This window comes from Anaeromyxobacter sp. (assembly GCA_016718565.1).
In the GTDB taxonomy this organism is placed as follows: Bacteria; Myxococcota; Myxococcia; order Myxococcales; family Anaeromyxobacteraceae; genus JADKCZ01.
In genome coordinates this window covers 296,222-319,856 of record JADKCZ010000003.1, presented here as the reverse complement: position 1 = coordinate 319,856, position 23,635 = coordinate 296,222, and the positions used below count along the sequence as shown (strand labels likewise).

Genomic DNA, 23,635 nt, shown 5'->3' with positions numbered 1-23,635 from the left:
GGCCCGCCCCCACGGAGTAAGCTCCGCGGATGGAGGAGGTGCAGGGCTTCATCGTGGCGGCCTGGGAGGAGGGGCGCCAGGCGCGCTCCGCCGGGCCACGCGGCGCGGGCGCGGCCGGGCGCATCTTCCTGACCGGGCGGCTCGACGACCGGCGCAGCTTCGCCGCGGTGGTGCCGGCGCCGCGGCCCGCGCTGTACCTGCCCTGGGAGCACGGCCCGGCCGCGCTGGCGTGCCTGGGCGGCGCCTCCCTCGACCCCGAGCCCTGGTCGGACCTGCCGGGCGCCGCGCTGGCCCGGCTGGAGGTGGGGCACGCCGCGCTCGACGGGGCGGAGCTGGCGCTGGCGGCGGCGCACCTGCCGGTGCTGGTGCGGGAGCGGCCCCGGGCCGCCGAGGCGCTCCTGGCGCTCGGGCTGCACGGCCCGGTGGCCATCCGCGGCCGCGCCGCGCCGGGGCGGCGGGTCGACGCGGTGTTCGTCGAGCCCACCCTCGGGCCCTGCCGCGCCTCCACCCCGCTGGCGTGGCTGGCGCTCGACATCGAGACCGATCGCGCCGGCACGGTGGTCGCGGTCTCGCTGGCCGGTGCCGGCGGGGCGGGGGAGGTGCTGTTCGTGGGCCCGCCGCTGGGCGTGCCCGAGGTGGCCTCCTTCCCGACCGAGGCGGCCCTGCTGTCGGCGCTGGCGAGGCGCCTGCTGGCCCGCGACCCGGACGTGATCACCGGGTGGAACGTCATCGACTTCGACCTGCGCGTGCTGGCGAAGCGCTACGCGGCCCACGGCCTGCCGTTCGACGTGGGGCGCACCGCGGAGGAGGCGTCGCTGCTGGACCGCGAGGGGCGCCGGGCGGCCTTCCAGGTGTCCGGGCGCGCCGTGCTCGACGCCATGCGCCTGGTGCGCGCCTCGGGGGAGCGCTTCGACGACCTCTCCCTCGAGGCGGTGGCGCGCGCCGTGCTCGGGGAGGGCAAGACGGTGTCCGCGCGGGGCCTGGCCAAGCTGGACGAGCTCGACCGGCTCCGCCGCGAGGAGCCCATCACCTTCTGCGCCTACTGCCTGCGGGATTCGGAGCTGGTGCTGCGCATCCTCGCCAGGACCGGGCTCGACGCGCTGACCGCCAGGCGCGCGGCGCTGACCGGGGTCTCGCTCGAGCTCGCCTGGACCAGCATCCCGGCCTTCGAGCGCATCTACGCGGCCGAGCTGCGGTCGCGCCGCGTCCTGCCGCCGCCCCGCGCCGAGCGGCGCGTCTCGGGGGCGGCGGGCGGCACGGTCCTCGAGGCGCTGCCGGGCTTCTTCCCCAACGTGCTGGTCTTCGACTTCCGCAGCCTGTACCCGTCCCTCATCCGGACCTTCAACATCGACCCGCTGGCGCACGCCCGGGCCGACCAGCGGGCGCCCGCCCCCGACGACCTCGTGGCCCCCAACGGCGCGCGCTTCGAGCGGGCCGCGGGGATCCTGCCGGCCATCATCACGCGCTACGCGGAGGAGCGCGAGGCGGCGCTCGCGGCGGGCGACGAGACGGCGGCCTACGTCTACAAGATCCTGCAGAACTCCTTCTACGGCGTGCTCGGCGCGGACGGCTGCCGCTACGCCCGCACCGAGCTGGCCGGCGCCATCACCTCGTTCGGGAAGGTCTTCCTCACCGCGGCGCGCGACTTCTTCGAGCAGCGGGGCCTGCGCACGCTCTACGGCGACACCGACTCGGTCTTCGTGCTCTCGGGCCTGGGCGACGAGGCGGGGTTCGACGACCTGGCGGCCTTCGGCGCCCGCGCGGCGGACGAACTGAACGCCGCCCTCACCGGGCGGATCCGCCGGGAGCACGACGTCCCCTCGCACCTCAGGATCCGCTGCGAGAAGGCCTACCGGCGCTTCTTCATCCCCCGGCTGAAGCACGACCACACCGGCGAGGGGCGCGGCCGCGCCAAGGGCTACGCCGGGCTGCGGCTCGGCCCGGGCGGGGCGGCCGAGGTGGAGGTGAAGGGCATGGAGGCGGCGCGCAGCGACTTCACGCCGCTGGCGCGCCGGTTCCAGGTCGAGCTGCTGGCCCGGGCCTTCGCCGACGCGGGCGAGGCGGAGGTGGCCGGCTTCTGCCGGGACCTGGTGACCCGCCTCCAGGGCGGCTCGCTCGACGCCGAGCTGGTGTACCGGCGGTCGCTCCGGCGGCCGGCCGAGGACTATGGCACCGAGTCCCCGCAGGTGCGCGCGGCGCGGCTCCTCGGCTGGAAGGGCCAGCGCGGCCGGATCTCCTACGTCATGACCCGCGCCGGCGCGGAGCCGGTGGAGGCGCGCTCCGGCGCGCGGCTCGACTACCAGCACTACCTGGAGCGCCAGCTCCTGCCGATCGCCCGCTCCGTCGCCGAGGCGCGGGGCTGGGACGCCCGCCCCTGGTTCGGTGGGACGGCCCAGCTCGGGCTGTTCGGGTCGTGAGGCGCGCCAGGGCCGCGTGGCCTCACCGCCGGCGCAGCCTCGACGCCACCGCGGAGGTCGCCGCCACGGCCGCCGGCTCCAGCAGCCGCCTCAGGATGGCGATGCCGCCGCGCAGCTCGGCGTCGTGGCAGGTCGGGCAGCCGCCGGCGCCGTAGGTGACGACGGCCTGCAGGCGGGCCTCGAGCTGCAGGATGGCGTGCTCGAGGGTGGGGTGGTCGAGCCGGACGGCCGGGCGGTCGACCATGGCTCAGGCTGCGCCGGCGTGGCGGGGGAGGGGCGGTGCGGCGGCGGGGCTGAACATCCGAGCAGTATGCGGGCAAGCGCCCCCGGGACGCAAGGGGCAGCCAGGCCCTGCGCCCGCGGGCTACCCCGCCGGCCGGGCCAGCTTGCGGACCTTCTTGAGGAAGGTCTTGGTGCAGCGCCCGTGCGTGCTCTCGTGGTTCACGATCTCCGCCAGCAGCCGCTTCTTGGCGTCCTCGGCGAGCGTGGTGCTGGCGCTCACCTCGCCGGCGAGCTGCACCGCCTCAGGGGTGACCGGCCCCTGCGGGCCGCTGGAGGCCTGGGCCGGCGCCAGGTGGTGCGACGGCTTGGTCTTGGTGACGTCGTGGAAGCCCGAGTACAGCTCGGCGCGCCGGCCCGAGCCGTGGCAGCTGGGGCACCTGGCCGAGGTGCCGCCCAGGGCGTTGTCGACGCGCCCGTCTCCACCGCACATCCGGCAGGGATCACCCTCCATGGGAGGCTCGCTGCGGCGTCGCGTCGTCTGGGGCCGGCCGGTTCGCGCTCATGGGGTGGATCTGTAGCACCCGCCGCTCCCCGGCGCTCCCGGCAGACGGGGCGCCGCGCCGCGCCCGCCTCAGGGCTCCCCCTCGCCCGGGGTGAGGTCCGGGTACTTGGCCGCCAGGCACTGCGGGCAGAGGCCGTGGCTGAACTCGGCGTCGGTGCGCTCGCGGACGAAGACCTCCACCGGGCTCCACTGGCCCTGGTCGTCCCGGATCTTCTTGCAGTGCATGCAGATGGGGAGCAGGCCGTGCAGCGTCTTGATCTGGGCGACGGCCTGCTGCAGGGCGGCCTCGGTCTGCTTGCGCGCGGTGACGTCGCGGGCCACCACCACGAGCTTGGACGGCCGCCCCTCCGCGTCGCGGAGGAGGGCGCTGTTGACCTCGAGGTCGAAGGTGGTGCCGTCGAGCCGCAGGCCACGGTACTCGCTCGGGCCCGGGGCGACGCCCTGGAGCAGGAGGGCCACCCGGGACATGGCGCGCGCCCGGTCCTCGGGGACCAGGAAGTCGGTGACCCGGCGCCCCGTGCCCTGCGCCGCGGACTCGCCGCCGAACATGGGCACGGCCCCCGAGGAGACCAGGAGGACCCGGCCCTCGAGGTCGGCGATGGTGATGTCGTCGGGCGAGGCGTCCAGGATGGACCGGTAGAGCGCCTCGCTCTCCCGGAGCTTGGCCTCGGTCTGCTGGTGCCCGGCGATCTCCCGCGCCAGCACGGCGTTGGCCTCGGAGAGCTGCTGGGTCCGCTCGGCCACCAGCTGCTCCAGCACCTGGGTGCGGGTGGTCAGCTCCTGCAGCGGGTAGACCTCGCCCTCGCGCACCAGGTGGTAGGGGATGGAGATGCTGCTGTGCGAGATCTTCCAGCCGGCCGCCTCCCGGCGGAAGACCAGCACCAGGCGGGCGGTCTCGCGCGACAGGACGTGGTCCTGGATGGGCAGGTGGATCGAGAAGAAGGCGGTGGCGACGGCCACCGTCTCCGCCAGCGACTGGAGCGAGACGTCCTTGACCTCGAGGCGGAGGGGATCCCGGACCTGGGCGAAGTCCTGGCGGGTGATGGCCACCCACGCCTGGCGGTCCTTCACCAGCTCCTCGCCGCCGCCGGTGAAGCCGGAGAAGTCCTCGCTGAAGGAGGCGGTGAGGCGGTCGTCGCGGGCGGCGTACGCCCGCAGGTAGTCGTCGAGGAGCTGCCGGAGGGCCTGCTGGTCGCTGGGGTCCATCCGTCGGCACCTGTCCCGTCCTGGCCGCCGTCGCGCTCGAGGAGTCGAGGTGGCGCTGCGGCCAGGTGCCACCCATGGTTTCACCCGGCCGCCAGCCTGTCGAGGGCGGTCGCCGGCGGCCACCCGCCTCCCGTTCGCGAACGTCCGGGCGGGTGGGCGAACGCCCCTGACCGGGGCCCCGCGCCAGCAGGCCCCCGGAACCAGGGGGGTCCTGGCCTCGCAGCGCGCGGCACGGCCGATGCTCCCTGGAGCCTCGAACCTCAAGGGAGACGCCATGCTCTGGACCATCGGAATCATCCTGCTCGTGCTCTGGGCCGTCGGCCTGGTGACCTCGACCACCATGGGTGGCTTCATCCACGTGTTGCTGGTGGTCGCCGTGGTGGTCGTGCTGATCCAGCTCATCCAGGGCCGCCGCCTGACCTGACCGGCCGACATGCCGCCCCGGGCTCGCCCCCGGCACCCCGGGCCTCGGGCCCTGGGCGCCGTCCTGACCCTGGCGCTGGCCGTCGCGCTGGGCGCGTGCGCTGGGGCGTCCGGCCGACCGTCGGCCCGTCCGGAGCTGGAGCCGCCGGCGCAGTGGTCGCAGGGCGCCGGACCGGGGCACGCCACGGCCCTGGCCAGCTGGTGGGAGCGCTTCGACGACCCGCTGCTCACCACCCTGGTCGCCGAGGCGCTCGACGCCAACCCCACGGTGCTCGGCGCCCAGGCCGCGCTGCGCCGGGCGCGGGCCCTGCGCGACGTCGAGGCCGCCGGCCTGTCGCCGACGCTGGGCGTGTCGGCCTCGGCGAGGCGCAGCAAGGTGGGGGACGCGCCGGCCGGCAACACCTTCCAGGCCGGCTTCGACGCCACCTGGGAGCCGGACGTCTTCGGCGGCCGGCGCAGCGCCCTCAAGGCCAGCGAGGCCGACGCCCAGGCCAGCGCCGCGCGCCTGGCCGCCACCCAGGTCTCGGTGGCGGCCGAGGTGGCCGTCGACTACGTGCAGCTGCGCGGCTACCAGGCGCGCCTGGCCATCGCGCGCAGCAACCTCGCCAGCCAGCAGGAGACGGTGCAGATCACCGACTGGCGGCTGCAGGCCGGGCTGGTCACCTCGCTGGAGCTGGCGCAGGCGCGCACCGCGGCCGAGCAGACCCAGGCCCAGATCCCCGCCCTGGAGACCAGCGTGGCGCGGGCCCGACACGCCCTGGCGGTGCTGACGGGGCAGGCGCCGGACGCCCGGCAGGCCGAGCTGGAGGTCGAGGTGCCCGTGCCGGCGCCGCCCGCCGACCTGGCCCTCGACATCCCGGCCCAGACGCTGCGCCAGCGCCCCGACGTGCGCACGGCCGAGCAGGAGGTGCGAGCCGCGCTGGCCCGCCTGTCGCAGGCGGAGGCGGCGCGCTACCCGAGCTTCACGCTCGGCGGCTCGCTGGGGGTGAGCGCGGTGGCGCTCAGCGCGCTCACCGGCGGCGCCGCGGTGGTGGGGGCGCTGCTCGGGAGCGTGTCGGTGCCGCTCCTCGACGGCGGCGCGGCCCGCGCCCGGGTGCGCTCCCAGGACGCGGCCCTCGAGCAGGCGCGGCTGGCCTACCGGCTGGTGGTGCTGACGGCCCTGCAGGACGTGGAGGACTCCCTGGTCTCGCTGCGCGGGAACCGCCAGCGCCTGATCCACCTGCAGGGCGCCAGGGCGTCCGCCGAGCAGGCCGCCCTGCTGGCCAAGCAGCGCTTCAAGAGCGGGCTGGTCGACTTCCAGACCGTGCTGGAGACGCAGCGCTCGCTGCTCACCACCCAGGACGGCGTGGCCAGCACCCAGGCCGAGCTGAGCGCCGATCACGTGCGCCTCTACAAGGCCCTCGGGGGCGGCTGGCAGCGAGCGGACGCCACCCCTCCGGCCGGCCCCGGCGACGACCCATCCAGCCCACGGCGCACCGACCCATGACCAACGACCTCGCCTCGCCCCCCGCTTCCCCGCCTGCGGCGTCCGCCGCCAGGTCCCCGGCGGCGCCCCCGCCGGCGCTCCCCGGCGCACCTCCGGCGGCGCCCCCCGCGCCCCCCGGCGACCTGGCCGCGCTGCTGGACGAGCCGGCCGCGCGCGCCTGGTGGCGCCGGCCGACCACCTGGATGGCGACGGCCGCCCTGCTGCTGGCCGCCGGGGGCGTCGGGCTCTGGCGCTGGCGCAGCGCGGCCAGCGCGGCGCCGAGCTACACGACGCAGCCCGCGGCGCGCGGTCCGCTCACCCTCACGGTCACCGCCAACGGCACGCTCCAGCCCACCCGCTCGATCAGCATCGGCAGCGAGCTCTCGGGCACGGTGCTCAAGGTCAACGTGGACGTCAACGACCGCATCACCAAGGGCCAGGTGCTGGTGGAGCTCGACACCTCCAGGCTGGGCGACCAGGTGCTGCGCTCGAGGGCCTCCCTGGCGGCGGCCCGGGGAAAGGTCGCGCAGACCGGCGCCACGGTGATCGAGGCGCGCGCCGGCCTGGCCCGCCTGGAGGAGGTGGCCCGGCTCTCCGGCGGCAAGGTGCCATCCGAGGCCGAGCTCGACACCGGGCGCGCCACCCTGGCCCGCGCCGTCGCCGACGACCGCAGCGCCCGCGCCGGCGTCAGCGAGGGGCAGGCGGCGCTCTCCACCGACCAGACCAGCCTGTCCAAGGCCTCCATCACCGCCCCGGAGGACGGCGTGGTGCTCACCCGCAGCGTGGATCCCGGCAACGCGGTGGCCGCCTCGCTGCAGGCGGTGACCCTCTTCACCGTGGCCGAGGACCTGACCAGGCTGCGCCTGTGGGTCTACGTGGACGAGGCCGACGTCGGCGCGGTGAAGGTCGGCCAGGACGCCACCTTCACCGTCAGCGCCTTCCTGAGCCGCGCCTTCCCGGCCCGCATCACCCGGGTGGGCTTCGGCTCGACCATCACCGACAACGTGGTCACCTACCTCACCTACCTCGACGTCGACAACGCCGACCTGAGCCTGCGGCCGGGCATGACGGCCACCGCCACCATCACCGCCACGCACCTGCCGGACGTCCTGCTGGTGCCCAACGCGGCGCTGCGCTTCACCCCCACGGCCGCCACGGCCGCGTCCGCCCCGGGCGCGGCCAAGGGCGGCGTGCTCTCCGGCCTGACGCCGCGCATGCCCGGGAACCGCACCCGTCGGCCGGCCGCGGACGGGGCCAGCACCACCGCGGCCAGGCAGGTGTGGACGCTGCGGGACGGCGCCCCGGTGCCGGTGGCCGTGACGCCGGGCCTGAGCGACGGGCACCTCACCGAGATCACGGGCGGCGACCTGACCGAGGGGATGCTGGTCATCACCAACCAGCGGACGGCGCGATGAGGGCGGCGGCGCTCTCGCCGCGGCGCGCCGGCCCACGAGGCGGGCCGTGAGCGAGCCGCTGATCCGGCTGCGCGGCGTCACCAAGCGCTACGGCAGCGGCGCGTCCGAGCTGCTGGCGCTCAAGGGGATCGACCTCGACGTGGCGGCCGGCGAGTTCGTCGCCATCATGGGGCCGAGCGGCTCGGGCAAGTCCACCGCCATGAACATCCTCGGCTGCCTGGACACCCCCACCGCCGGGCAGTACCTGTTCCAGGGGGCGCACGTGGAGGCCCTGTCGCGCGACCAGCGGGCGCGGCTGCGGCGCCGCTACCTGGGCTTCGTGTTCCAGGGCTTCAACCTGCTGGCGCGCACCTCGGCGCAGGAGAACGTCGAGCTGCCGCTGCTGTACCGCGGCGACGCCGCCGGCGTGCGCCGCGCCGCCGCCGCCGCGGCCCTGCGGTCGGTGGGCCTGGGCGGCTGGGAGCACCACGCGCCGGCCGAGCTCTCGGGCGGCCAGCAGCAGCGGGTGGCCATCGCGCGGGCCATCGTCACGGCGCCGGCGGTGGTGCTGGCGGACGAGCCCACCGGCAACCTCGACACCAGGCGCAGCCACGAGATCATGGGCCTGCTGCTGGCGCTGAACCGGGACCACGGCATCACCGTGCTGATGGTGACGCACGAGCCCGACATGGCGGCCTACGCGCGGCGCATGGTGCACTTCGTCGACGGCACCATCGCCGCCTCCACCGAGAACCTGCACCCGGTCACGGCGGCCCCGCCCGAGCCGGCCATGGCGGAGGGGGCCTGATGCTCCTCAGCGTCTTCCTGCTGGCGATCCGGTCGGTGCAGCGCAACCTGCTGCGCTCGTTCCTCACCATCCTCGGCATCGTCATCGGCGTGAGCGCGGTGATCACCATGGTGACGCTGGGCAACGGCGCCACCCAGGCCATCCAGACCCAGATCTCCAGCCTGGGCACCAACCTGCTGATGGTGCGGCCCGGCCAGCGCGGCTTCGGCGGGGGTGGCGGACACGGGGTGCCGCAGTTCACCGAGGCCGACGCCGAGGCCATCGCCGCGCAGATCGGCGGGGTGGCCGCCGTGGCGCCCCAGGGCACCACCAGCGTCACGGTGGTGGCCAACGGCCGCAGCTGGGCCACCGGCGTGACCGGCAGCAGCAACGCCTGGTTCGACACGGGCAACTGGAAGCTCGCCGCCGGGCGCGCCTTCGAGCCCGACGAGCAGCGCGCCGGGGCGGCGGTGTGCGTCGTCGGCGAGACGGTGCGGCGCGAGCTCTACGGGGGCACGGCGGGGGTGACCGGCCTGGGCCAGCAGCTCAGGGTCAAGCAGTTCTCCTGCGACGTGATCGGCATCCTGGCCTCCAAGGGCCAGGGCGGCATGGGCGACCAGGACGACGTGGTGCTGGTGCCGCTGCACACGCTGCAGCGCCGGGTCACCGGCACCCGCAAGGTCGGCACGCTGCTGGTGTCGATGCAGGAGGGCAGCGACAGCGGTCCGCTCAAGGCCAGCCTGCGCCAGCTGCTGCGCGAGCGGCGCAAGCTGGCCGAGGGCGACGACGACGACTTCAACGTCTTCGACACGCAGCAGCTGGCCGAGACCCTGTCCAGCACCACCAAGGTGTTGACCACGCTGCTGGGCGCCGTGGCGGCGGTGAGCCTGCTGGTGGGCGGCATCGGCATCATGAACATCATGCTGGTGAGCGTGACCGAGCGCACCCGCGAGATCGGCCTGCGCCTGGCCATCGGCGCGCTGGAGCGCGAGGTGCTGCTGCAGTTCCTCATCGAGGCGGTGGTGCTGTCGGCCCTGGGCGGCCTGGTGGGCATCGTCATCGCCACCGCGGCCTCCTTCGGGCTGGCGCGCTGGATGGAGGTGCCGTTCGTCTTCGGCCTCTCCATCAACCTGTTCTCGCTGGTCTTCTCGGCGGGCATCGGCGTGGTGTTCGGCTACTTCCCGGCGCGCCGCGCCGCGCGGATGGATCCCATCGTGGCCCTGCGGCACGAGTAGGTGCCGGCGCGCCTGCTCGCCCTGGCCGCGGCAGGGGCCGCGGGGAGGAGGTGGGGGCGGTCAGAGGTCCAGCGATGCGGGGGGATCCGGGGGTGGGGGTGGGGTCGGGGTCGGGGTCGGGGTCGGGGTCGGGGTCGCGGTCGCCTGCCCACCGGCCTGCACCGCCGCCTCAGCGGCCCGCACCAGGCGCCGGTGCACCAGGGGCTCCCACGCCACCCCGGCGCACACCACCCCCACGCCGGCGATGCAGCCGGCGGCCTTGAGCTGCTCCCACCGCGAGGCCCGGCGCCGCTCCCGCTGCGGGGGCGGGGGGGCCGAGAGCGATGAGGCGGCGCCCCGCAGCAGGGCGGTCGCCAGCGAGAGCCCGGCCCCGAGCACGTCGCCGCCCACCGCCTGCAGCGCGCCGCGCCCGACGCCGAGGCCGAGCTCGCCCATCAAGGTGCCGGGCTTGTCCGCCTTGCGCCTGGCCAGCGTGCGGGCCTTCCGGGCGTGGGCGGCCAGGCGGGCGTTGCGCACCAGGAGCCGGAGGAGCGCGGCCAGGAGGAAGTAGCAGGCCACCAGCGCCTCGGGCGGCGGCGCCGCCGGCAGGCGCCGCGCCGCGGGCAGTCCGACGGCGCCGAGCAGGACGGCGCCCAGGCTGAAGAGCAGGAACCACATGTGTCCGGGGCCCCTCGTCGCTGGTGGAGCGGCCACGCTGACAGGTCCGGCGCGGTCCGTCATGGCGCCGGCGTGGGTGGGTGTGGGAGTGGCGCCGCGGTGGGCGGCCGGTGTGCCGGGCCGCGCGCGGCCGCCCCGTCAGGCCAGCCGCCGCACCAGCGCCTCCAGGTAGCGCGAGCGCACCTGCCCGGTGGCCAGCAGCCGCCTGGCCGGCGGGAGCCGGAGGATGGCGCCGAAGAAGGCGGCCAGCGCCCGGTGGCTGAAGAGCAGCCGGTTGTCGAAGACCAGGTCCTGGAGGGTGCCGCGCTCCAGCGCCATGAGGACGGCGCGGTGGGCGCTGTCGAGCGGGGTGAGCCGCCGGGCGGGGCGCGCCGCCAGCGTGAGCGCGCCCTGCCGGCAGGTCGGCAGGCAGACGCCGCAGCCCAGGCAGCGGTCCAGGTCCAGCCGCGCCACGGTGCGGCGGGGCTGCCGCGGGTCGTTGGCCGACACCGCGGCCAGGGCCTCCACCGGGCAGGCCCGGACGCAGCGCTCGCAGCCGGTGCAGGCGGCCTCGGCCACCACCGGCAGGAAGGGGGTGGTGTGGATGGGGTGGGCGGCGGCGAACCGGCGCGCCGCGATGAGCGCCTCGCAGCAGCAGCCGCAGCAGTTGCAGATGAAGTTGACGCCCTGGCGGACGTTCTCGCCGAACTGCACCAGGCCGCGCTCGCGGGCCTGCTGCAGCAGGTCCAGCCCCTCCGCCACGCCGACGGCGCGGGCGTGCCCGTGGCGCACCAGCGACTGCGCCGAGGTGTTGAAGGTCATGCAGATGTCCTGGGGCGCGTCACAGGCCCGCCCCAGGTGCGCCATCTTGTGGCGACAGTAGCAGAGCCCGATGGCGCGGTGGCTGGCGGTGCGCACCACCTGGCTGGCCCGCTCGAAGTCGAGCACGTGCAGGGCGTTCTCCTCGGAGAGGGCCGGCTCGTTCACGAAGGCGCGGCCGAGCTGGGTCTCGCCCCCGGCGAAGAGCGCCCGGACGAAGTCCTCCTCCACGTTGAGGTACTGGTAGAAGAGCTCGGCCAGCGCCCGCTGGTCCACGTCCTGGCGCACCCGCATCAGCGAGAACTCGAAGAACCCGGCCATGGGCGGGGGCAGCACGTACCAGGTGCCGTCGGCCCCCTCCCAGTCGACCAGGATGGCGCGCGCGGCCAGGGCCTCCAGGACGCCGCGGGCCTCGGAGAGGCTGGTCTTCCAGCGCCGGGCCGCGCGGGCGGCAGTGAACGGGCGGATGGGGAGCACCGAGACCAGGGCCGCCTCGCGCTCGCTGAAGAGGAGCTTCAGGATCTCGAAGAGGGTCTCGGAGGGCGGCGCGCCCTGGGGGAAGCGGTTGAGCCGCTCGGTGAGCCGGTCGTAGACGGAGCGCGAGGCGTGGTGGGCCATGCGGGCATCCCCGGTGGGTGGTGCGGGCCATGGTAGCCCCCCGGGACGGCGGACAGGGCGGCCCGGCCGGGGAGCCCCGTCCGGCACGTCGTGACTGGGCGTGTTCACTCCTCGGCCGAACCGGGGCACACTGTGAGGCGACATGCCGGTCGACCAGCGGGACCTCCAGACACGCATCGCGGCCTCGACCCCGCGCGACACGGTCCGCGGCCTGATCTTCAACGCCATCTTCGACACCGTGGAGCAGCACCTCGGCAAGGCGGCCGCCCAGGCCTGCGACCCCACCGGCAAGGCGCACCGCACCGACTTCTTCTCCTTCCCGGTGGCCGACTTCCTCACCATCATCGGCCGGGCGGTGGACCAGCTCGAGCCCGAGCTCGGCTCGGTCGACCGCGCCTTCTTCGAGGTGGGCTACCGGGCCCTGGCCAACGTGTTCGGCTCCACCCTGGGCGCGACCCTGGTGGCGCTGGCGGGCCGGAGCCCGCGCGCCATCCTGGGCCAGACGCCGACGGCCTACCGCGGCACCGTCAGCTACGGCGAGCGGCGCATCCAGTTCGTGGGGGAGCGGGAGGCGCTGGTCACCTTCTCCCGCGACTTCCTGGTGCCCCCCTTCCACTGCGGCGTCTTCACCGCCGCGCTCGAGCCGTTCGGGGTGAAGGGCCTCGAGGTGACGGGCACGCAGGTGGCGCTGCTGGACGCCACCTACCGGGTCCGCTGGGAGGCCTGAGCCGCGGCCGGCGTGCCGTCCGGCCCTGCGGTGGGGGCCCAGGCCGCGGCGGCTCCACGGGCGCCACGGGCCGTTCGCGAACACCCGCGCGGGCGTTCCGGGGCGCAGGCTGGCGCCGCGATCCGCTGCCCGGAGGCGATCGTGGTGCGGCACGCTGGATGCACCGAAGGCGGGGGCCACCGTGGGCTCGGCTCGATCGGGCCGGCCCGCTCGCGGCCCGGCGTGCCCCAGGACCGGGCGCGCGCGCATGACCCGAGGAGGTCACCCGATGAAGCCGCCGCCGGACTCCGCTTCGACCTGGCTGGGCACCGCCTGTCTCGGCCTGCTGCTCGGCGCCTGCGGCGTGGGAGACTCCAGCTCCCCCGGGCAGGCCCCCGGCCCCGGGACCGTCACCATCACCGACTCGTCCGGCGCGGCGACCACCCGCACCACCACCGCGCAGGCCGACGGGACCTTCACCCTCGACGTGGCCGGGCTCCAGACGCCCTACCTGCTCAGGCTGGAGTGGGCCGAGGGCCGCCTCTACGCGGTGGCCGAGCGCCGGGAGAACCTCGACGTCAACGCCCTCACCGACGCGGCCTTCCGCAGCTGGCACGACGACGCCACCGATCCCGACGGGCGGGGCGACGACGCGGAGGACGACCTCGTCTTCGAGGGCGGCGATCCCGACCAGGCGCGCGGCCTGCCCCTCCAGGCCAGGGCCTTCCACGCCGAGCTGGCGGTGGCCCTGGCCCCGCTCCTCGGGCGCTACGGCGTCGCCGACACCCGGACCGACCGCGACGCCGTCCGCCTGCTCCTCGAGGACGTGCAGGCGACCAGGTCGGGCCGCGTCCTCACCGTCACCAACCGCGCGGCCGGCGGCGTCATCTACACGGGGCGGCTCTCCGCCCCGGCGGTGGGCACCTTCACCGCCGCCAACATGCCGGGCGGCCCGGGCGTCCCGGCCCAGCTCACCTGCACCGCCTTCACCTACTCGGCCTACGGGGCCTGCCAGCCGGGCGGGACCCAGGCCCGCGCCGTGGCGAGCGCCTCGCCGAGCGGCTGCAGCGGAGGCGCCCCGGTCACCTCGCAGGCGTGCACCTACCTGCCGCCGGTGGCCACCTGCACCGCCTTCACCTACTCGGCCTACGGGGCCTGCCAGCCGGGCGGGACCCAGGCCCGCGCCGTGGCGAGCGCCTCGCCGAGCGGCTGCAGCGGAGGCGCCCCGGTCACCTCGCAGGCGTGCACCTACCTGCCGCCGGTGGCCACCTGCACCGCCTTCACCTACTCGGCCTACGGGGCCTGCCAGCCCGACGGCAGCCAGGTCCGCGCCGTGGCGAGCGCCACGCCGGCCGGCTGCGCCGGCGGCGCGCCGGTCACCGTGCGGGCCTGCCTCTACGTGGCGCCCCTCGACGGCGCGGCGCTCTACGCGCAGTACTGCGCGGGGTGCCACGGCGACCGGAAGAAGGGGAGCTCGGCCCGATCCATCAGCCGGGCCATCGACAAGAAGACCGGCGGCATGGGCACGGCGGCCCTGCGCGCCCTGACCCGGGCCCAGATCGACGCCATCGCGGCGGCGCCGTAGGCCGGTGGCGGGCCGGGGCCCGGGCGAGCCCTGGCCGCGCCCCAGGTCCCCGAGCCAACCCCGGGCGGGCCTTGCCGCCTGGTAGCAAAATGCTACCATGCCGCCATGGGCCAGCCCGTCAAGCTCTCCGACGCCCTCGTCCTCGACGCCCGCGTGGTGGGCGAGACGGCCGAGCGCTCCATCGCCGGCCAGATCGAGTTCTGGGCGCGCATCGGCCGCGCCGTCGAGTCGGTGCTGCGCACCGACAGCGTGCTCCGGCTCAAGCAGCGGGGCGAGGCGGCGCCGCTCTCCGACTGCCTGCGCACCGTGGACGCCACGGAGGGCCGCGCCCGGCTGAAGGCCCACCTGGCCGGCCGGCCCTTCCCGCACTTCGAGCCGGCGCCCGGCAGGCCGGGCCTGCTGGTCCGGATCGACGAGGGCGGGAAGCGCACGGTGGGCCGGTTCGTCAACCGGGTGTTCCGGCCTGCCGGCCGCGCGTGAAGTCCCCCTTCGACGCGCGGCCCATCGTGGTGGCCGTGGCCGGGCCGAACGGGGCCGGCAAGACCACCTTCTTCGGCGCCCACCTGCAGCCGGCCGGCCTGCGCTTCGTCAACGCCGACGACCTGGCGCGCGAGCTCTCGGTGGACGCCTACCAGGCGGCCGAGGCGGCCGGCCGGCTCCGGCAGGCGCTGCTGGAGCAGCGGGAGAGCTTCGTCTTCGAGACCGTCTTCTCGGACCCGGTGGGGGAGAAGGTGGCCTTCCTGGAGCGGGCCGCCGCGCTCGGCCACGCGGTGGTGCTCTGCTTCATCGGGCTCGACGGTCCGGCCCTGAGCGAGGAGCGCGTCTCGATGCGCGTCCTGCAGGGAGGCCACGACGTCCCCACCGCAAAGCTCGTGGCGCGCTACCCCAGGTCCCTGAAGAACCTGGCCAGGGCCATCCGGTCGCTGCCCCACGTGCTGGTGTACGACAACAGCGACCTCGGCCGGCCCTTCCGCCCGGTGGCCGAGTTCCGGAGCGGCGCCGTGCTGGAGAAGCACGCGCCCTGGCCGCGCTGGCTGCCGCGCCCCCGCTGAAGGAGCCACCACATGCCCATCACCCACCCGGGCCCGCTGCGCGTCGGCCTCCTCGGCTACGGCCTGGCCGGCCGTACCTTCCACGCGCCGCTCATCGCCGCCGCCGCCGACCTGGTGCTGGCCGCCGTGGTGACGCGCGACGGGGCGCGGCGGGCCCGGCTGGCGGTGGAGCACCCGGGCGCGCTGGCGCTCGACTCGGTGGAGGCGCTGCTCGAGCGGCGCGCCGCGCTCGGCCTGGACCTGGTGGTGGTGGCCACGCCGAACCGGAGCCACGCGCCGCTGGCACGGGCGGCGCTGGAGGTCGGGCTGGCGGTGGTGGTCGACAAGCCGTTCGCGGCGTCGGCGGAGGAGGGGCGGGCCCTGGCGGGCCTGGCGCGGGAGCGGGGCCTGCTCCTCGGCGTCTTCCAGAACCGGCGCTGGGACGGCGACTTCCTCACCGTTCGGCGGCTGGTGGCCGAGGGCGCGCTCGGCGAGGTGCGCCGCCTCGAGTCGCGCTTCGAGCGCTGGTCGCCGGCGCCCCGGGCCGGCTGGAAGGAGCGGCCAGGGCCCGAGGAGGCCGGCGGCCTGCTCTTCGACCTCGGCCCCCACCTGGTGGACCAGGCGCTGCTGCTCCTCGGCCCGGCGCGGAGCGTCTACGCCGAGCTCGATCGCCGCCGCCCAGGGTCCCTGGTGGACGACGACGACTTCCTGGCCATCGGCCACGCCTCCGGCGCACGCAGCCACCTCTGGATGAGCAAGGTGGCCGCCCAGCGAGGTCCGCGCTTCCGCGTCGTCGGCGACCGGGCGGCCTTCACGCTGCACGGCCTCGACGGCCAGGAGCAGGCGCTGGCCGCCGGGGCCAGGCCGGGGGCGCCGGGCTGGGGCGAGGCGGCGCCCGAGACCTGGGGCCTGCTGGGGCTGGAGGGCGAGGCCCGCCCGGTGCGGACCGAGCGGGGAGACTACCCGGCCTTCTACGCCGGGGTCGCCACGGCGCTGCGGGGGGGTGGCCCGCCGCCGGCGGCGCCGGAGCAGGCCATCGCCGGGCTCGAGGTCCTGGAGGCGGCGCGGGTGGCGGCCACCACCGGCCAGGTGCAGCGGCTCGGGTCCTGACCGGGGCGCGCCCGCCGGGCCCCGGCCGTCCCGGGAACGCGGGACGCCCCGGGGGCGCCGCGGGAAACGGTTGGCGCCCAAACGGCCGCCGGGTATGCGCCCGGGCGCGGCATGCGGCGTGCTTGTGTGGCCGGGTATGTCGGTCTACCTCCCAGTCGTGGAGACTCGCGCGCCGGGCCTGGTGGTGGCCCGCTACGAGTGGCCGCACCTGCTGTTGCCCAGGTGGCAGGGGGAGTTGGTGGCCTGCGCCCAGGCCGCCTCCGAGACCGGCCCCATCGGCGTGGTCTTCGTGCTGGCCGAGCGGATCTGCGAGGTTTCACCCATCGTCAGGGGCTTCTGGCGCAGGGTGGTCAGCGACCCGGCCTCCCGCATCGCCGCCGTGGCCATCGTCTCCGGGTCCTGGGCGGTGGAGGTGGAGGCCATGGCCTTCGCCTCCACCATCGAGCGGCTCGGCGCGTCGGTGCGGGTGGCCACCTTCCTCGAGGAGCCCGAGGGGATCGAGTGGGCGGCGCGCATCGCGCAGTCCCGCCAGGCCCTCCGTCCCAGCGCCTGAGCCCGGTGGGGGGAGGAGCGGCCCGGCCGCGCCCCGGCGAGACGATCCGTGTCGGGGGTGTCGCAGCAGCGGGGGCTGCCACGGTGCGTCGCGGGCGGAGGGGACGGCGTCCTGCTTCAGCCCCGCAGGTAGCCCTTCACGTCCTCCACCGACAGCACCTTGCCGGTGGAGCGCACCTGGCCGTCCACCACCAGGGCCGGGGTGGACATGACCTTGAACTTCACGATCTCGCGGAGGTCCTCCACCTTCTCGACCTGGACGCCGAGCCCCAGCTCCGCCACGGCCTTCTCGGCCGCAGACGTCAGCTGCTTGCACTTGGCGCAGCCGGTCCCGAGCACCTGGATCTTCATGGTCCTGCCCCCTGTCAGAGGATGGAGTTGAACAGCCAGCCGACCAGCATGATCCCGGCGGCCACCACGCCCACGAAGGTCGCGATGAGCCGCGGCCGGAGCACCTTGCGCAGGATGATCATCTCCGGCAGCGAGAGGGCGATGACCGACATCATGAAGGCCAGCACGGTCCCGAGGGCCGCCCCCTTGCCGAGCAGGGCCTCCACCACCGGGATGATGCCGGCGGCGTTCGAGTACATGGGGACGCCGATGAGCACCGCCAGGGGCACCGACCACCAGGCCGACTTGCCCATGAAGGCGGCGAGCACCCCCTCCGGCACGTAGCCGTGGATGCCGGCGCCCACGGCGATGCCGGCCAGCACCCAGGGCCAGACCTTGCCGACGATCTCCCTGACCGCCTCCAGCCCCTTGTCCACGCGTCCGGTGAAGCCGAGCCGCTCCGCCTCGAAGGTGGCCTCGGCCTGCATCGACTCGTAGACCCAGGGCTCGACGAACCGCTCCAGCTTCAGGCGGCCGAGGACGAAGCCCGCGACGATGGCGATGGTGAGCCCGGTGGCCAGGTAGAGCGCCGCCACCTTCCAGCCGAACAGGCCGAAGAGCAGGACCAGCGCCACCTCGTTCACCATGGGCGCCGAGATGAGGAAGGAGAGCGTCACGCCGAGCGGGATGCCCACCTCGACGAAGCCGATGAAGAGCGGCACCGCCGAGCAGGAGCAGAAGGGGGTGACGATGCCGAGCAGGGCGGCCAGCACGTTCCCCACCGACTCCCGCTTGCCGGCCAGGATGGCGCGGGTCCGCTCGGCCGTGAAGAACGACCGGACGATGCCGACCGCGAAGACGATGAGCGTGAGGAGGAGCAGCACCTTGGGCGTGTCGTAGAGGAAGAAGGCCACCGCCTCGCCGAGGTGCGAGCCGCGCGCCAGGCCGAGGACCGTGAAGCTGAGCCACTCGGAGAGCGGGTGGATGGCCGAGTAGGCGGCGGCCCAGGCGGCCAGGCCGAGGGCGAGGAGCAGCGCGGTGCGGGTGGTGCGAGGCATCGGGGCTCAGGTCGCCGTGTAGAGGAAGTAGGCGCCGCCCGCCATGACGGCCAGGCCGGCCACGCCCCTCACCAGGACCGCGGCGCGGGCCCCGGCCTTCCAGGAGAGCCAGCGCTGGACGTTCTGGGCCGAGGCGCCGGCGGCCACGATGGCCACCGAGTGGCCCAGGCCGTAGAGCGCCACCAGGAGCACGCCGTAGGCGGCCTGGCCGGCGCCGGCGCGGAAGGCCAGGCCGAGGAGCGGCGCCATGAAGGCGAAGGTGCAGGGGCCCAGGGCCGCGCCGAAGACCAGCCCGAGGACGAGGGCCCCGGCGGGACCCTTCCGGCTGGCGCCGGCCGGCAGGGCCGACCAGGAGGGCAGGGGCAGGATCCCCAGGAGGTTCAGGCCCACGGCGAAGAAGACCGCGGCCAGCGCGTAGGTGACCCAGGGCCCCACGTCGCCGGCCATCCGGCCGGCCGCCACCGTGAGGGCGCCGATGAGAGCGATGCTGCCGAGGATGCCGAGGGCGAAGCTGCCGGAGAGCACCACCGCGCGCCGGCCGGTCGGGAGCTCGTCGCCGCCGCTCATGTAGGCCACCACCAGCGGGATGCTGGAGAGGTGGCAGGGCGACAGGACCACCGAGAGCACGCCCCAGAGGAAGGCGGCCGGGAGGGCCAGGGCCGCCGAGGCCTCGAAGGCCCGGCCGAACGCGGTGAGGAGCTCCACCACCGGGGCCTCCCTAGAAGCCCACGCCGACGGCCTTCCACTGGGCCAGGATCTGGTCCTTGCCCATGAAGCCCTCGTGGCGCGCCAGCTCCTGGCCGTCGGCGCCGAAGAAGATCTGGGTGGGGATCATGTGGATGCCGTAAGTCTCGCCGGCGGCGCGGTCCTTCCAGACGTCGATGAAGACCACCTCCATGCGGCCGACGTACTCGACCCTGAGCCCCTCCAGGATGGGCGCCATGGCCTTGCAGGGGATGCACGTGCCGGCGCCGAGGTCCACCAGGCGCGGCACCGAGCGAGGCGCCACGGCGGTGGCCGCCTCTCCCGCGCGGCCCTGGGCCGCGGCGGCGCTGGGCTCCGCCCCGCTCCTGGCGCAGGCGGCCAGGAGCGGGGCGCAGGCCACCAGGGCCAGCGCGGTGCTGCGACAGGATCGCCTCGTCACGGATCGCCTCCCTGCGGGTCGCCCAACCTATCGCATGATGACGATGAACGGACAACCCGAGGTCCTGCGGTCATCTGGCGCAGAGTCCATCGGCAACGAGATGGTGACGGCTGCGACGCCCCGTTGCGCGCGGCGCCTCAGCCATCGTAGATAGGCGATACATGCCCGCCCCCGCCAAGAAGGACCCCTGCGCCCCACCGGCCGCGCCGCGCCCCCAGCCCGACGCCCGCCCGGTGGAGGGCGAGGCGGCCGACGAGGAGCTGGCCCTCCTGGCCAAGGCGCTGGGCCACCCGGCCCGCGTGCAGATCATGCGGCTGCTGGTGCGCCGCGAAGCCTGCGTCTGCGGCGACATCGTGGACGAGCTGCCGCTGGCCCAGTCCACCGTCTCCCAGCACCTCAAGGTGCTCAAGGAGGCGGGTCTCATCCGCGGCGACATCGAAGGCCCGCGGGTCTGCTACTGCGTCGAGCCCCGCACCCTGCGCCGCCTGAAGGCGCTCATCGGCAGCCTCTAGGAGTCCGTCCGTGACCCAGCCCGCCGCCGGCGTCGCCGGCCGCCTCTCCTTCCTCGACCGCTACCTGACCCTCTGGATCTTCGCCGCCATGGCGGCCGGCGTGGCCCTCGGCTTCGCCTGGCCCGGGGTGGTCCCCCTGCTCGACCGGCTGTCGGTCGGCACCACCTCGCTGCCCATCGCCATCGGCCTGATCCTCATGATGTACCCGCCGCTCGCCAAGGTCCGCTACGAGGAGCTGCCGCGGGTCCTCAAGGACGTGCGGATCCTGACGCTCTCCCTCGTCCAGAACTGGATCGTCGGGCCGATCCTGATGTTCGTGCTGGCGGTGGTCTTCCTGCGCGACAGGCCGGAGTACATGGTCGGCCTCATCCTGATCGGCCTGGCCCGCTGCATCGCCATGGTCATCGTCTGGAACGACCTCGCCGACGGCGACACCGAGTACTGCGCCGGCCTGGTGGCCTTCAACTCGGTCTTCCAGGTGCTCTTCTTCTCGGTCTACGCCTGGGTCTTCATCACCGTGCTGCCGGGCTGGCTGGGGCTGCAGGGGGCCGAGGTCCACATCACCATCGGGGAGATCGCGCAGAGCGTCTTCATCTACCTGGGCATCCCGTTCATCGCCGGCATCAGCAGCCGGTTCGGCCTGGCCGCCTGGAAGGGGGAGGCCTGGTACCGCACGGTCTTCATCCCGCGCATCTCGCCCATCACGCTCATCGCGCTGCTCTTCACCATCGTGGTCATGTTCTCGCTCAAGGGCGAGACCATCGTGCAGGTCCCCTTCGACGTGGTGCGCATCGCGATCCCGCTGCTGATCTACTTCGTGGTGATGTTCTTCGTCTCCTTCTTCATGAGCCGCAAGCTCGGCGCCAGCTACGGCCAGACCGCCACGCTCTCCTTCACGGCGTCGTCCAACAACTTCGAGCTGGCCATCGCGGTGGCGGTGGCCACCTTCGGCATGAACCACGGCGCCGCCTTCGCCGCGGTCATCGGGCCGCTGGTGGAGGTGCCCGTGCTCATCGGCCTGGTCAACGTGTCGCTGCGGCTGCGGGATCGCTGGTTCCCGGGCGAGACGGCCCGGCTGGCAGCGCTCGAGAACTGCGCGGGGGACTTTCCCGCCCCGGGAGAGGTGAAGCCGTGACCGAGTCGACCTGGCAGTCCGAGGCCGCGGAGCTGAGGCGGCTCGCCCCCAGGCACCTGCTCTTCCTCTGCGTGGCCAACTCGGCGCGCAGCCAGATGGCCGAGGGGATCGCCCGGTCGCTGGCGCCGGCGGGCGTGAAGGTCTCCTCGGCCGGCTCGAAGCCCTCACACGTCAACCCGTTCGCCATCCAGGCGCTCGACGAGATCGGCATCGACCTCCGCGGCCACTTCTCCAAGAGCGTGGACACCATCCCGCCCGGGGACGTCGAGGTGGTCATCACGCTCTGCGCCGAGGAGGAGTGCCCGGTCTTCCTGGGCCAGGCCCGGCGCATCCACTGGGGCCTGCCGGATCCCGGCGGCGCCGGCCTGACCGACGCGCAGAAGCTCCAGTCCTTCCGGGACGTCCGCGACGAGCTCCGGCGGCGCCTCGCGGTGGTCTTCTCCCGCTGAAGGCCGCCTCCTCCGGCGGCGCCTGCCGCGCCTGGCGGCCCTCCGGGGCCGCCGCTATGCTCCGGCGCCGCCCATGACCACGCCCGCACCCGCCGCCGCCCGCGAGGCTGGCGCCAGCAGCCTCCTGCTCTTCGCGGTGCCCACCTTCATCTGGGGCACCACCTGGCTGGTCATCAAGTTCCAGCTCGGCCTGGTGGCGCCGGAGGTGTCGGTGGCCTGGCGCTTCGCCCTGGCCTCGGCGCTCCTGCTCTCCTGGGGTGCGCTGCGCGGCGCCCGCCTCCGCTACGCGGCGGCCGACCACCTGTCCTTCGCGCTGCTCGGGGTGCTGCTCTTCGGCCTCAACTACGTGCTGGTCTACCGGGCCGAGGCCACGCTCACCTCCGGGCTGGTGGCGGTGCTCTTTGCCTTCATGGTGTTCTGGAACCTGGCCGGCGCGCGGCTGTTCTTCGGGACCCCGGCGCCGCCGGCGGTGCTCCTCGGGGCGGTGCTGGGCGTCTCGGGGGTCGGGCTGCTCTTCTGGCCGGAGGTGCGCAGCGTGCGGGGCGACGCCGGGCTGCTCACCGGCGTGGCCTACGCGGCCGGCGGCACGGTGGTGGCCGCCGGGGGCAACCTGCTCTCGCAGCGCATCTTCGCCCGGGGCGTGGCGGTGGTGCCGGCCACGGCCTACGCCATGGGCTACGCGGCGCTGCTGGTGGCGGGCTGGTGCGTCGCCACCGGCACCCCCTTCACCTTCGACTGGCGGACGCCCTACGTGGCGTCGCTCCTCTACCTGGCGCTGTTCGGCTCGGTGGTGGCCTTCGTGAGCTACCTCACGCTCCTCAGGCGGATCGGCGCCGGCCGGGCCGGCTACTCCACGGCTGTCATCCCGGTGGTGGCCATGCTGGCCTCCACCCTCTTCGAGGGCTACCGGTGGACGGCCACCGCAGCGGCCGGGCTGGGCCTGGTGCTGGCCGGCACCGTGCTGGTGCTGCGGGCCAAGGAGCGGGCGGCGCGGGCCTAGCAGCCCGGTCCCCCGGGCGCGGCGCTGGTCGACACTGGCCCCGCACGGGACGCTGGCGGCAGGCCGCACCCAGGGTACGCTGCGCCCACACCCGTTTCACCTCATGGGAGCGACCGATGGGACTGCTGGACGAGCTGGGCAAGGCCGTGGGCAACGCGGGCGGGGCGCAGGCGGGCGGCGGGCAGGGCGCGCTGGTGCAGGCCGTCGTGGGGATGCTGGCGGGCGGAGGGCTGGAGGGGCTGGTGAAGTCCTTCCAGCAGAAGGGGCTGGGTGACGTGGTCGGCTCCTGGGTGTCCACCGGGGCCAACCTCCCGGTCTCGCCCGCCCAGGTGACGAGCGCGCTCGGCCCCGACCAGCTCGGCCAGCTGGCGCGCCAGGTCGGGATCGATCCGGGGGCGCTGGCGGGCCAGCTCTCCACCCTCCTGCCCGGGATGGTGGACAAGCTGACGCCGGAGGGGCGGCTCCCCGACGCTGGGTCGCTGCAGGGGTCGCTCGGCGGCCTGCTGAAGGGGCTCTTCTAGGCGACCCCACCCGTCCTGGAGCGGGCTGCGGCCAGCCGTTCGCCGCGGCCCGCCCCGGGCCCGGCGGCTCGACAGGCCCGGTCCGTTCGCGTATTCGAGGTGGACGTGTCCACGCCCCGAGGCCCCGCGGTCCGCGCCGCCCACCTGAAGGACGATCTCTGGGCCATCGACCGGCTCGGCTGCGCCGCGGCCGTGCGGGCGCGCCTCCGGCCCGACACCGTCGCCGCCATCGAGCAGGCGCTGCGCACCGACCACCTGCCGGTGGCGCTGAACGCCGAGCTGGCCGAGGCGGTCTTCGCCGAGGCCGGGGAGGCCGGGCTGCGGCGCTGGGGCACCGCCTCCTTCCTCCACTCGCTCGACGGCTTCTTCAAGCCGCTCTTCCAGGGGCTCACCCGCCTCCTCAGCCCGTCGCCCAGCCTCCTCTTCAAGACCTTCCCGCAGGGGTGGCTCACCACCTACCGCGACTGCGGCCACGTCGAGGTGACCAACCCGAAGGCCGGCCTGACCAGGCTGACCATCCGCGAGCTGCCGCCGGAGCTGCGCGGCTCCCACTACCTCACCGCCGTCTGCGGGACGCTGGAGTCGGCCTTCTCGTTCTCGAAGTACCAGGGACGGGTCACGCTCGAGCCGCGCTCGCCCGACGCCCCGCTGGCGAGCTGGCTGGTGGAGTGGCGCCCGAACGACTGAGCAGGCGAGCTGCCGGATCCCTGGGCGGTCG

General features: G+C 75.0%; 27 protein-coding genes. 18 read left to right on the top strand and 9 right to left on the bottom strand.

All coding sequences use genetic code 11. From position 1 onward, the window contains the following. Positions 1–29: 29 nt before the first annotated feature. Positions 30–2,417 (top strand): DNA polymerase II, encoded by a 2,388-nt coding sequence (locus IPO09_11555; protein MBK9517973.1) that lies wholly within the window; start codon positions 30–32, stop codon positions 2,415–2,417. 22 nt (positions 2,418–2,439) lie between these two features. Here IPO09_11555 and IPO09_11550 read toward each other — a convergent pair whose 3' ends face one another. From IPO09_11550 to IPO09_11540, 3 genes are all read right to left on the bottom strand, one after another. Continuing rightward, a complete protein-coding gene (locus tag IPO09_11550) occupies positions 2,440–2,661 on the bottom strand; it encodes a hypothetical protein (GenBank protein ID MBK9517972.1) in 222 nt (73 codons plus the stop codon). Positions 2,662–2,781: 120 nt separating this feature from the next. Next, positions 2,782–3,150, bottom strand: coding sequence for a molecular chaperone DnaJ (locus IPO09_11545; protein ID MBK9517971.1), 369 nt, complete (start codon positions 3,148–3,150; stop codon positions 2,782–2,784). Between the two features lie 120 nt (positions 3,151–3,270). After that, on the bottom strand, positions 3,271–4,407 hold the full coding sequence (locus IPO09_11540; protein ID MBK9517970.1) for a nuclear transport factor 2 family protein: 1,137 nt from the start codon (positions 4,405–4,407) through the stop codon (positions 3,271–3,273). 274 nt (positions 4,408–4,681) lie between these two features. On the opposite strand from IPO09_11540, the gene IPO09_11535 reads away from it, so the two are divergent. The 5 genes from IPO09_11535 to IPO09_11515 are packed head-to-tail and all read left to right on the top strand — an operon-like array spanning position 4,682 to position 9,711. Next, positions 4,682–4,831, top strand: a complete 150-nt coding sequence (locus IPO09_11535) for a lmo0937 family membrane protein (protein ID MBK9517969.1) — start codon at positions 4,682–4,684, stop codon at positions 4,829–4,831. Positions 4,832–4,840: 9 nt separating this feature from the next. Then, positions 4,841–6,316, top strand: a complete 1,476-nt coding sequence (locus tag IPO09_11530; GenBank protein MBK9517968.1) for an efflux transporter outer membrane subunit — start codon at positions 4,841–4,843, stop codon at positions 6,314–6,316. Further along, positions 6,313–7,710, top strand: coding sequence for an efflux RND transporter periplasmic adaptor subunit (locus IPO09_11525; GenBank protein MBK9517967.1), 1,398 nt, complete (start codon positions 6,313–6,315; stop codon positions 7,708–7,710). Before IPO09_11530 ends, IPO09_11525 begins: the two co-directional genes overlap by 4 nt. Before the next feature lie 46 nt (positions 7,711–7,756). Further along, complete coding sequence (locus IPO09_11520) at positions 7,757–8,497, top strand: ABC transporter ATP-binding protein (protein ID MBK9517966.1); 741 nt, start codon at positions 7,757–7,759, stop codon at positions 8,495–8,497. Then, positions 8,497–9,711, top strand: a complete 1,215-nt coding sequence (locus tag IPO09_11515; protein MBK9517965.1) for an ABC transporter permease — start codon at positions 8,497–8,499, stop codon at positions 9,709–9,711. The genes IPO09_11520 and IPO09_11515 overlap by 1 nt, the downstream gene beginning before the upstream one ends. 60 nt (positions 9,712–9,771) lie before the next feature. Here the strand turns inward: IPO09_11515 and IPO09_11510 are convergent, their stop codons facing one another. Further along, on the bottom strand, positions 9,772–10,368 hold the full coding sequence (locus IPO09_11510) for a hypothetical protein (GenBank protein MBK9517964.1): 597 nt from the start codon (positions 10,366–10,368) through the stop codon (positions 9,772–9,774). 138 nt (positions 10,369–10,506) lie between these two features. Continuing rightward, complete coding sequence (locus IPO09_11505) at positions 10,507–11,784, bottom strand: 4Fe-4S dicluster domain-containing protein (protein MBK9517963.1); 1,278 nt, start codon at positions 11,782–11,784, stop codon at positions 10,507–10,509. A 142-nt stretch (positions 11,785–11,926) separates the two neighbouring features. Here IPO09_11505 and IPO09_11500 point away from each other — a divergent pair, with 142 nt between their 5' ends. From IPO09_11500 to IPO09_11475, 6 genes are all read left to right on the top strand, one after another. Further along, complete coding sequence (locus IPO09_11500) at positions 11,927–12,511, top strand: DUF2378 family protein (protein ID MBK9517962.1); 585 nt, start codon at positions 11,927–11,929, stop codon at positions 12,509–12,511. Positions 12,512–12,779: 268 nt separating this feature from the next. Beyond that, positions 12,780–14,075, top strand: a complete 1,296-nt coding sequence (locus IPO09_11495) for a cytochrome c (GenBank protein ID MBK9517961.1) — start codon at positions 12,780–12,782, stop codon at positions 14,073–14,075. 105 nt (positions 14,076–14,180) lie between these two features. Continuing rightward, positions 14,181–14,555 carry a hypothetical protein gene (locus IPO09_11490; protein ID MBK9517960.1) on the top strand — a complete coding sequence of 125 codons (375 nt, stop codon included), beginning with the start codon at positions 14,181–14,183 and terminating at the stop codon, positions 14,553–14,555. Continuing rightward, positions 14,552–15,127: a hypothetical protein gene (locus tag IPO09_11485; protein MBK9517959.1), complete on the top strand. Its 576-nt coding sequence runs from the start codon at positions 14,552–14,554 to the stop codon at positions 15,125–15,127. Before IPO09_11490 ends, IPO09_11485 begins: the two co-directional genes overlap by 4 nt. Before the next feature lie 12 nt (positions 15,128–15,139). Next, positions 15,140–16,216 (top strand): Gfo/Idh/MocA family oxidoreductase, encoded by a 1,077-nt coding sequence (locus tag IPO09_11480; GenBank protein ID MBK9517958.1) that lies wholly within the window; start codon positions 15,140–15,142, stop codon positions 16,214–16,216. Between the two features lie 157 nt (positions 16,217–16,373). Then, on the top strand, positions 16,374–16,769 hold the full coding sequence (locus IPO09_11475) for a hypothetical protein (protein MBK9517957.1): 396 nt from the start codon (positions 16,374–16,376) through the stop codon (positions 16,767–16,769). A gap of 116 nt (positions 16,770–16,885) precedes the next feature. Here IPO09_11475 and IPO09_11470 read toward each other — a convergent pair whose 3' ends face one another. Genes IPO09_11470 through IPO09_11455 form a run of 4 tightly spaced genes read right to left on the bottom strand, consistent with a single transcriptional unit; the run spans position 16,886 to position 19,264 of the window. Further along, positions 16,886–17,119 (bottom strand): TM0996/MTH895 family glutaredoxin-like protein, encoded by a 234-nt coding sequence (locus IPO09_11470; protein ID MBK9517956.1) that lies wholly within the window; start codon positions 17,117–17,119, stop codon positions 16,886–16,888. 14 nt (positions 17,120–17,133) lie between these two features. Continuing rightward, positions 17,134–18,156, bottom strand: coding sequence for a permease (locus tag IPO09_11465; GenBank protein MBK9517955.1), 1,023 nt, complete (start codon positions 18,154–18,156; stop codon positions 17,134–17,136). Positions 18,157–18,162: 6 nt separating this feature from the next. Then, entirely contained in the window at positions 18,163–18,864 is a 702-nt protein-coding gene (locus IPO09_11460) for a cytochrome C biogenesis protein (GenBank protein MBK9517954.1), read from the bottom strand. A gap of 10 nt (positions 18,865–18,874) precedes the next feature. Continuing rightward, positions 18,875–19,264 (bottom strand): thioredoxin family protein, encoded by a 390-nt coding sequence (locus IPO09_11455; GenBank protein ID MBK9517953.1) that lies wholly within the window; start codon positions 19,262–19,264, stop codon positions 18,875–18,877. Between the two features lie 197 nt (positions 19,265–19,461). Here IPO09_11455 and IPO09_11450 point away from each other — a divergent pair, with 197 nt between their 5' ends. The 6 genes from IPO09_11450 (at position 19,462) to IPO09_11425 (ending at position 23,604) form a co-directional block, all read left to right on the top strand. Then, positions 19,462–19,812, top strand: coding sequence for a winged helix-turn-helix transcriptional regulator (locus IPO09_11450; GenBank protein ID MBK9517952.1), 351 nt, complete (start codon positions 19,462–19,464; stop codon positions 19,810–19,812). 10 nt (positions 19,813–19,822) lie between these two features. Next, the gene (arsB, locus tag IPO09_11445) at positions 19,823–20,947 is read left to right on the top strand and encodes an ACR3 family arsenite efflux transporter (GenBank protein MBK9517951.1); all 1,125 of its coding nucleotides are present in this window, start codon (positions 19,823–19,825) and stop codon (positions 20,945–20,947) included. Beyond that, positions 20,944–21,396 carry an arsenate reductase ArsC gene (locus tag IPO09_11440; GenBank protein ID MBK9517950.1) on the top strand — a complete coding sequence of 151 codons (453 nt, stop codon included), beginning with the start codon at positions 20,944–20,946 and terminating at the stop codon, positions 21,394–21,396. Before arsB ends, IPO09_11440 begins: the two co-directional genes overlap by 4 nt. A gap of 73 nt (positions 21,397–21,469) precedes the next feature. Further along, positions 21,470–22,396, top strand: a complete 927-nt coding sequence (locus tag IPO09_11435) for an EamA family transporter (GenBank protein MBK9517949.1) — start codon at positions 21,470–21,472, stop codon at positions 22,394–22,396. A 116-nt stretch (positions 22,397–22,512) separates the two neighbouring features. Continuing rightward, entirely contained in the window at positions 22,513–22,917 is a 405-nt protein-coding gene (locus IPO09_11430) for a DUF937 domain-containing protein (protein MBK9517948.1), read from the top strand. 105 nt (positions 22,918–23,022) lie between these two features. Continuing rightward, on the top strand, positions 23,023–23,604 hold the full coding sequence (locus tag IPO09_11425) for a hypothetical protein (protein ID MBK9517947.1): 582 nt from the start codon (positions 23,023–23,025) through the stop codon (positions 23,602–23,604). Positions 23,605–23,635: the final 31 nt, after the last annotated feature.

Coding starts and splice junctions, on each gene's coding strand:
- IPO09_11530 (MBK9517968.1), top strand. CDS start 4,841: ATGCCGCCCCGGGCTCGCCCCCGGCACCCCGGGCCTCGGGCCCTGGGC.
- IPO09_11495 (MBK9517961.1), top strand. CDS start 12,780: ATGAAGCCGCCGCCGGACTCCGCTTCGACCTGGCTGGGCACCGCCTGT.
- IPO09_11450 (MBK9517952.1), top strand. CDS start 19,462: ATGCCCGCCCCCGCCAAGAAGGACCCCTGCGCCCCACCGGCCGCGCCG.
- IPO09_11430 (MBK9517948.1), top strand. CDS start 22,513: ATGGGACTGCTGGACGAGCTGGGCAAGGCCGTGGGCAACGCGGGCGGG.
- IPO09_11480 (MBK9517958.1), top strand. CDS start 15,140: ATGCCCATCACCCACCCGGGCCCGCTGCGCGTCGGCCTCCTCGGCTAC.
- IPO09_11550 (MBK9517972.1), bottom strand. CDS start 2,661: ATGGTCGACCGCCCGGCCGTCCGGCTCGACCACCCCACCCTCGAGCAC.
- IPO09_11540 (MBK9517970.1), bottom strand. CDS start 4,407: ATGGACCCCAGCGACCAGCAGGCCCTCCGGCAGCTCCTCGACGACTAC.
- IPO09_11555 (MBK9517973.1), top strand. CDS start 30: ATGGAGGAGGTGCAGGGCTTCATCGTGGCGGCCTGGGAGGAGGGGCGC.
- IPO09_11535 (MBK9517969.1), top strand. CDS start 4,682: ATGCTCTGGACCATCGGAATCATCCTGCTCGTGCTCTGGGCCGTCGGC.
- IPO09_11515 (MBK9517965.1), top strand. CDS start 8,497: ATGCTCCTCAGCGTCTTCCTGCTGGCGATCCGGTCGGTGCAGCGCAAC.
- IPO09_11435 (MBK9517949.1), top strand. CDS start 21,470: ATGACCACGCCCGCACCCGCCGCCGCCCGCGAGGCTGGCGCCAGCAGC.
- IPO09_11500 (MBK9517962.1), top strand. CDS start 11,927: ATGCCGGTCGACCAGCGGGACCTCCAGACACGCATCGCGGCCTCGACC.
- IPO09_11470 (MBK9517956.1), bottom strand. CDS start 17,119: ATGAAGATCCAGGTGCTCGGGACCGGCTGCGCCAAGTGCAAGCAGCTG.
- IPO09_11545 (MBK9517971.1), bottom strand. CDS start 3,150: ATGGAGGGTGATCCCTGCCGGATGTGCGGTGGAGACGGGCGCGTCGAC.
- IPO09_11490 (MBK9517960.1), top strand. CDS start 14,181: ATGGGCCAGCCCGTCAAGCTCTCCGACGCCCTCGTCCTCGACGCCCGC.
- IPO09_11510 (MBK9517964.1), bottom strand. CDS start 10,368: ATGTGGTTCCTGCTCTTCAGCCTGGGCGCCGTCCTGCTCGGCGCCGTC.
- IPO09_11505 (MBK9517963.1), bottom strand. CDS start 11,784: ATGGCCCACCACGCCTCGCGCTCCGTCTACGACCGGCTCACCGAGCGG.
- IPO09_11525 (MBK9517967.1), top strand. CDS start 6,313: ATGACCAACGACCTCGCCTCGCCCCCCGCTTCCCCGCCTGCGGCGTCC.
- IPO09_11465 (MBK9517955.1), bottom strand. CDS start 18,156: ATGCCTCGCACCACCCGCACCGCGCTGCTCCTCGCCCTCGGCCTGGCC.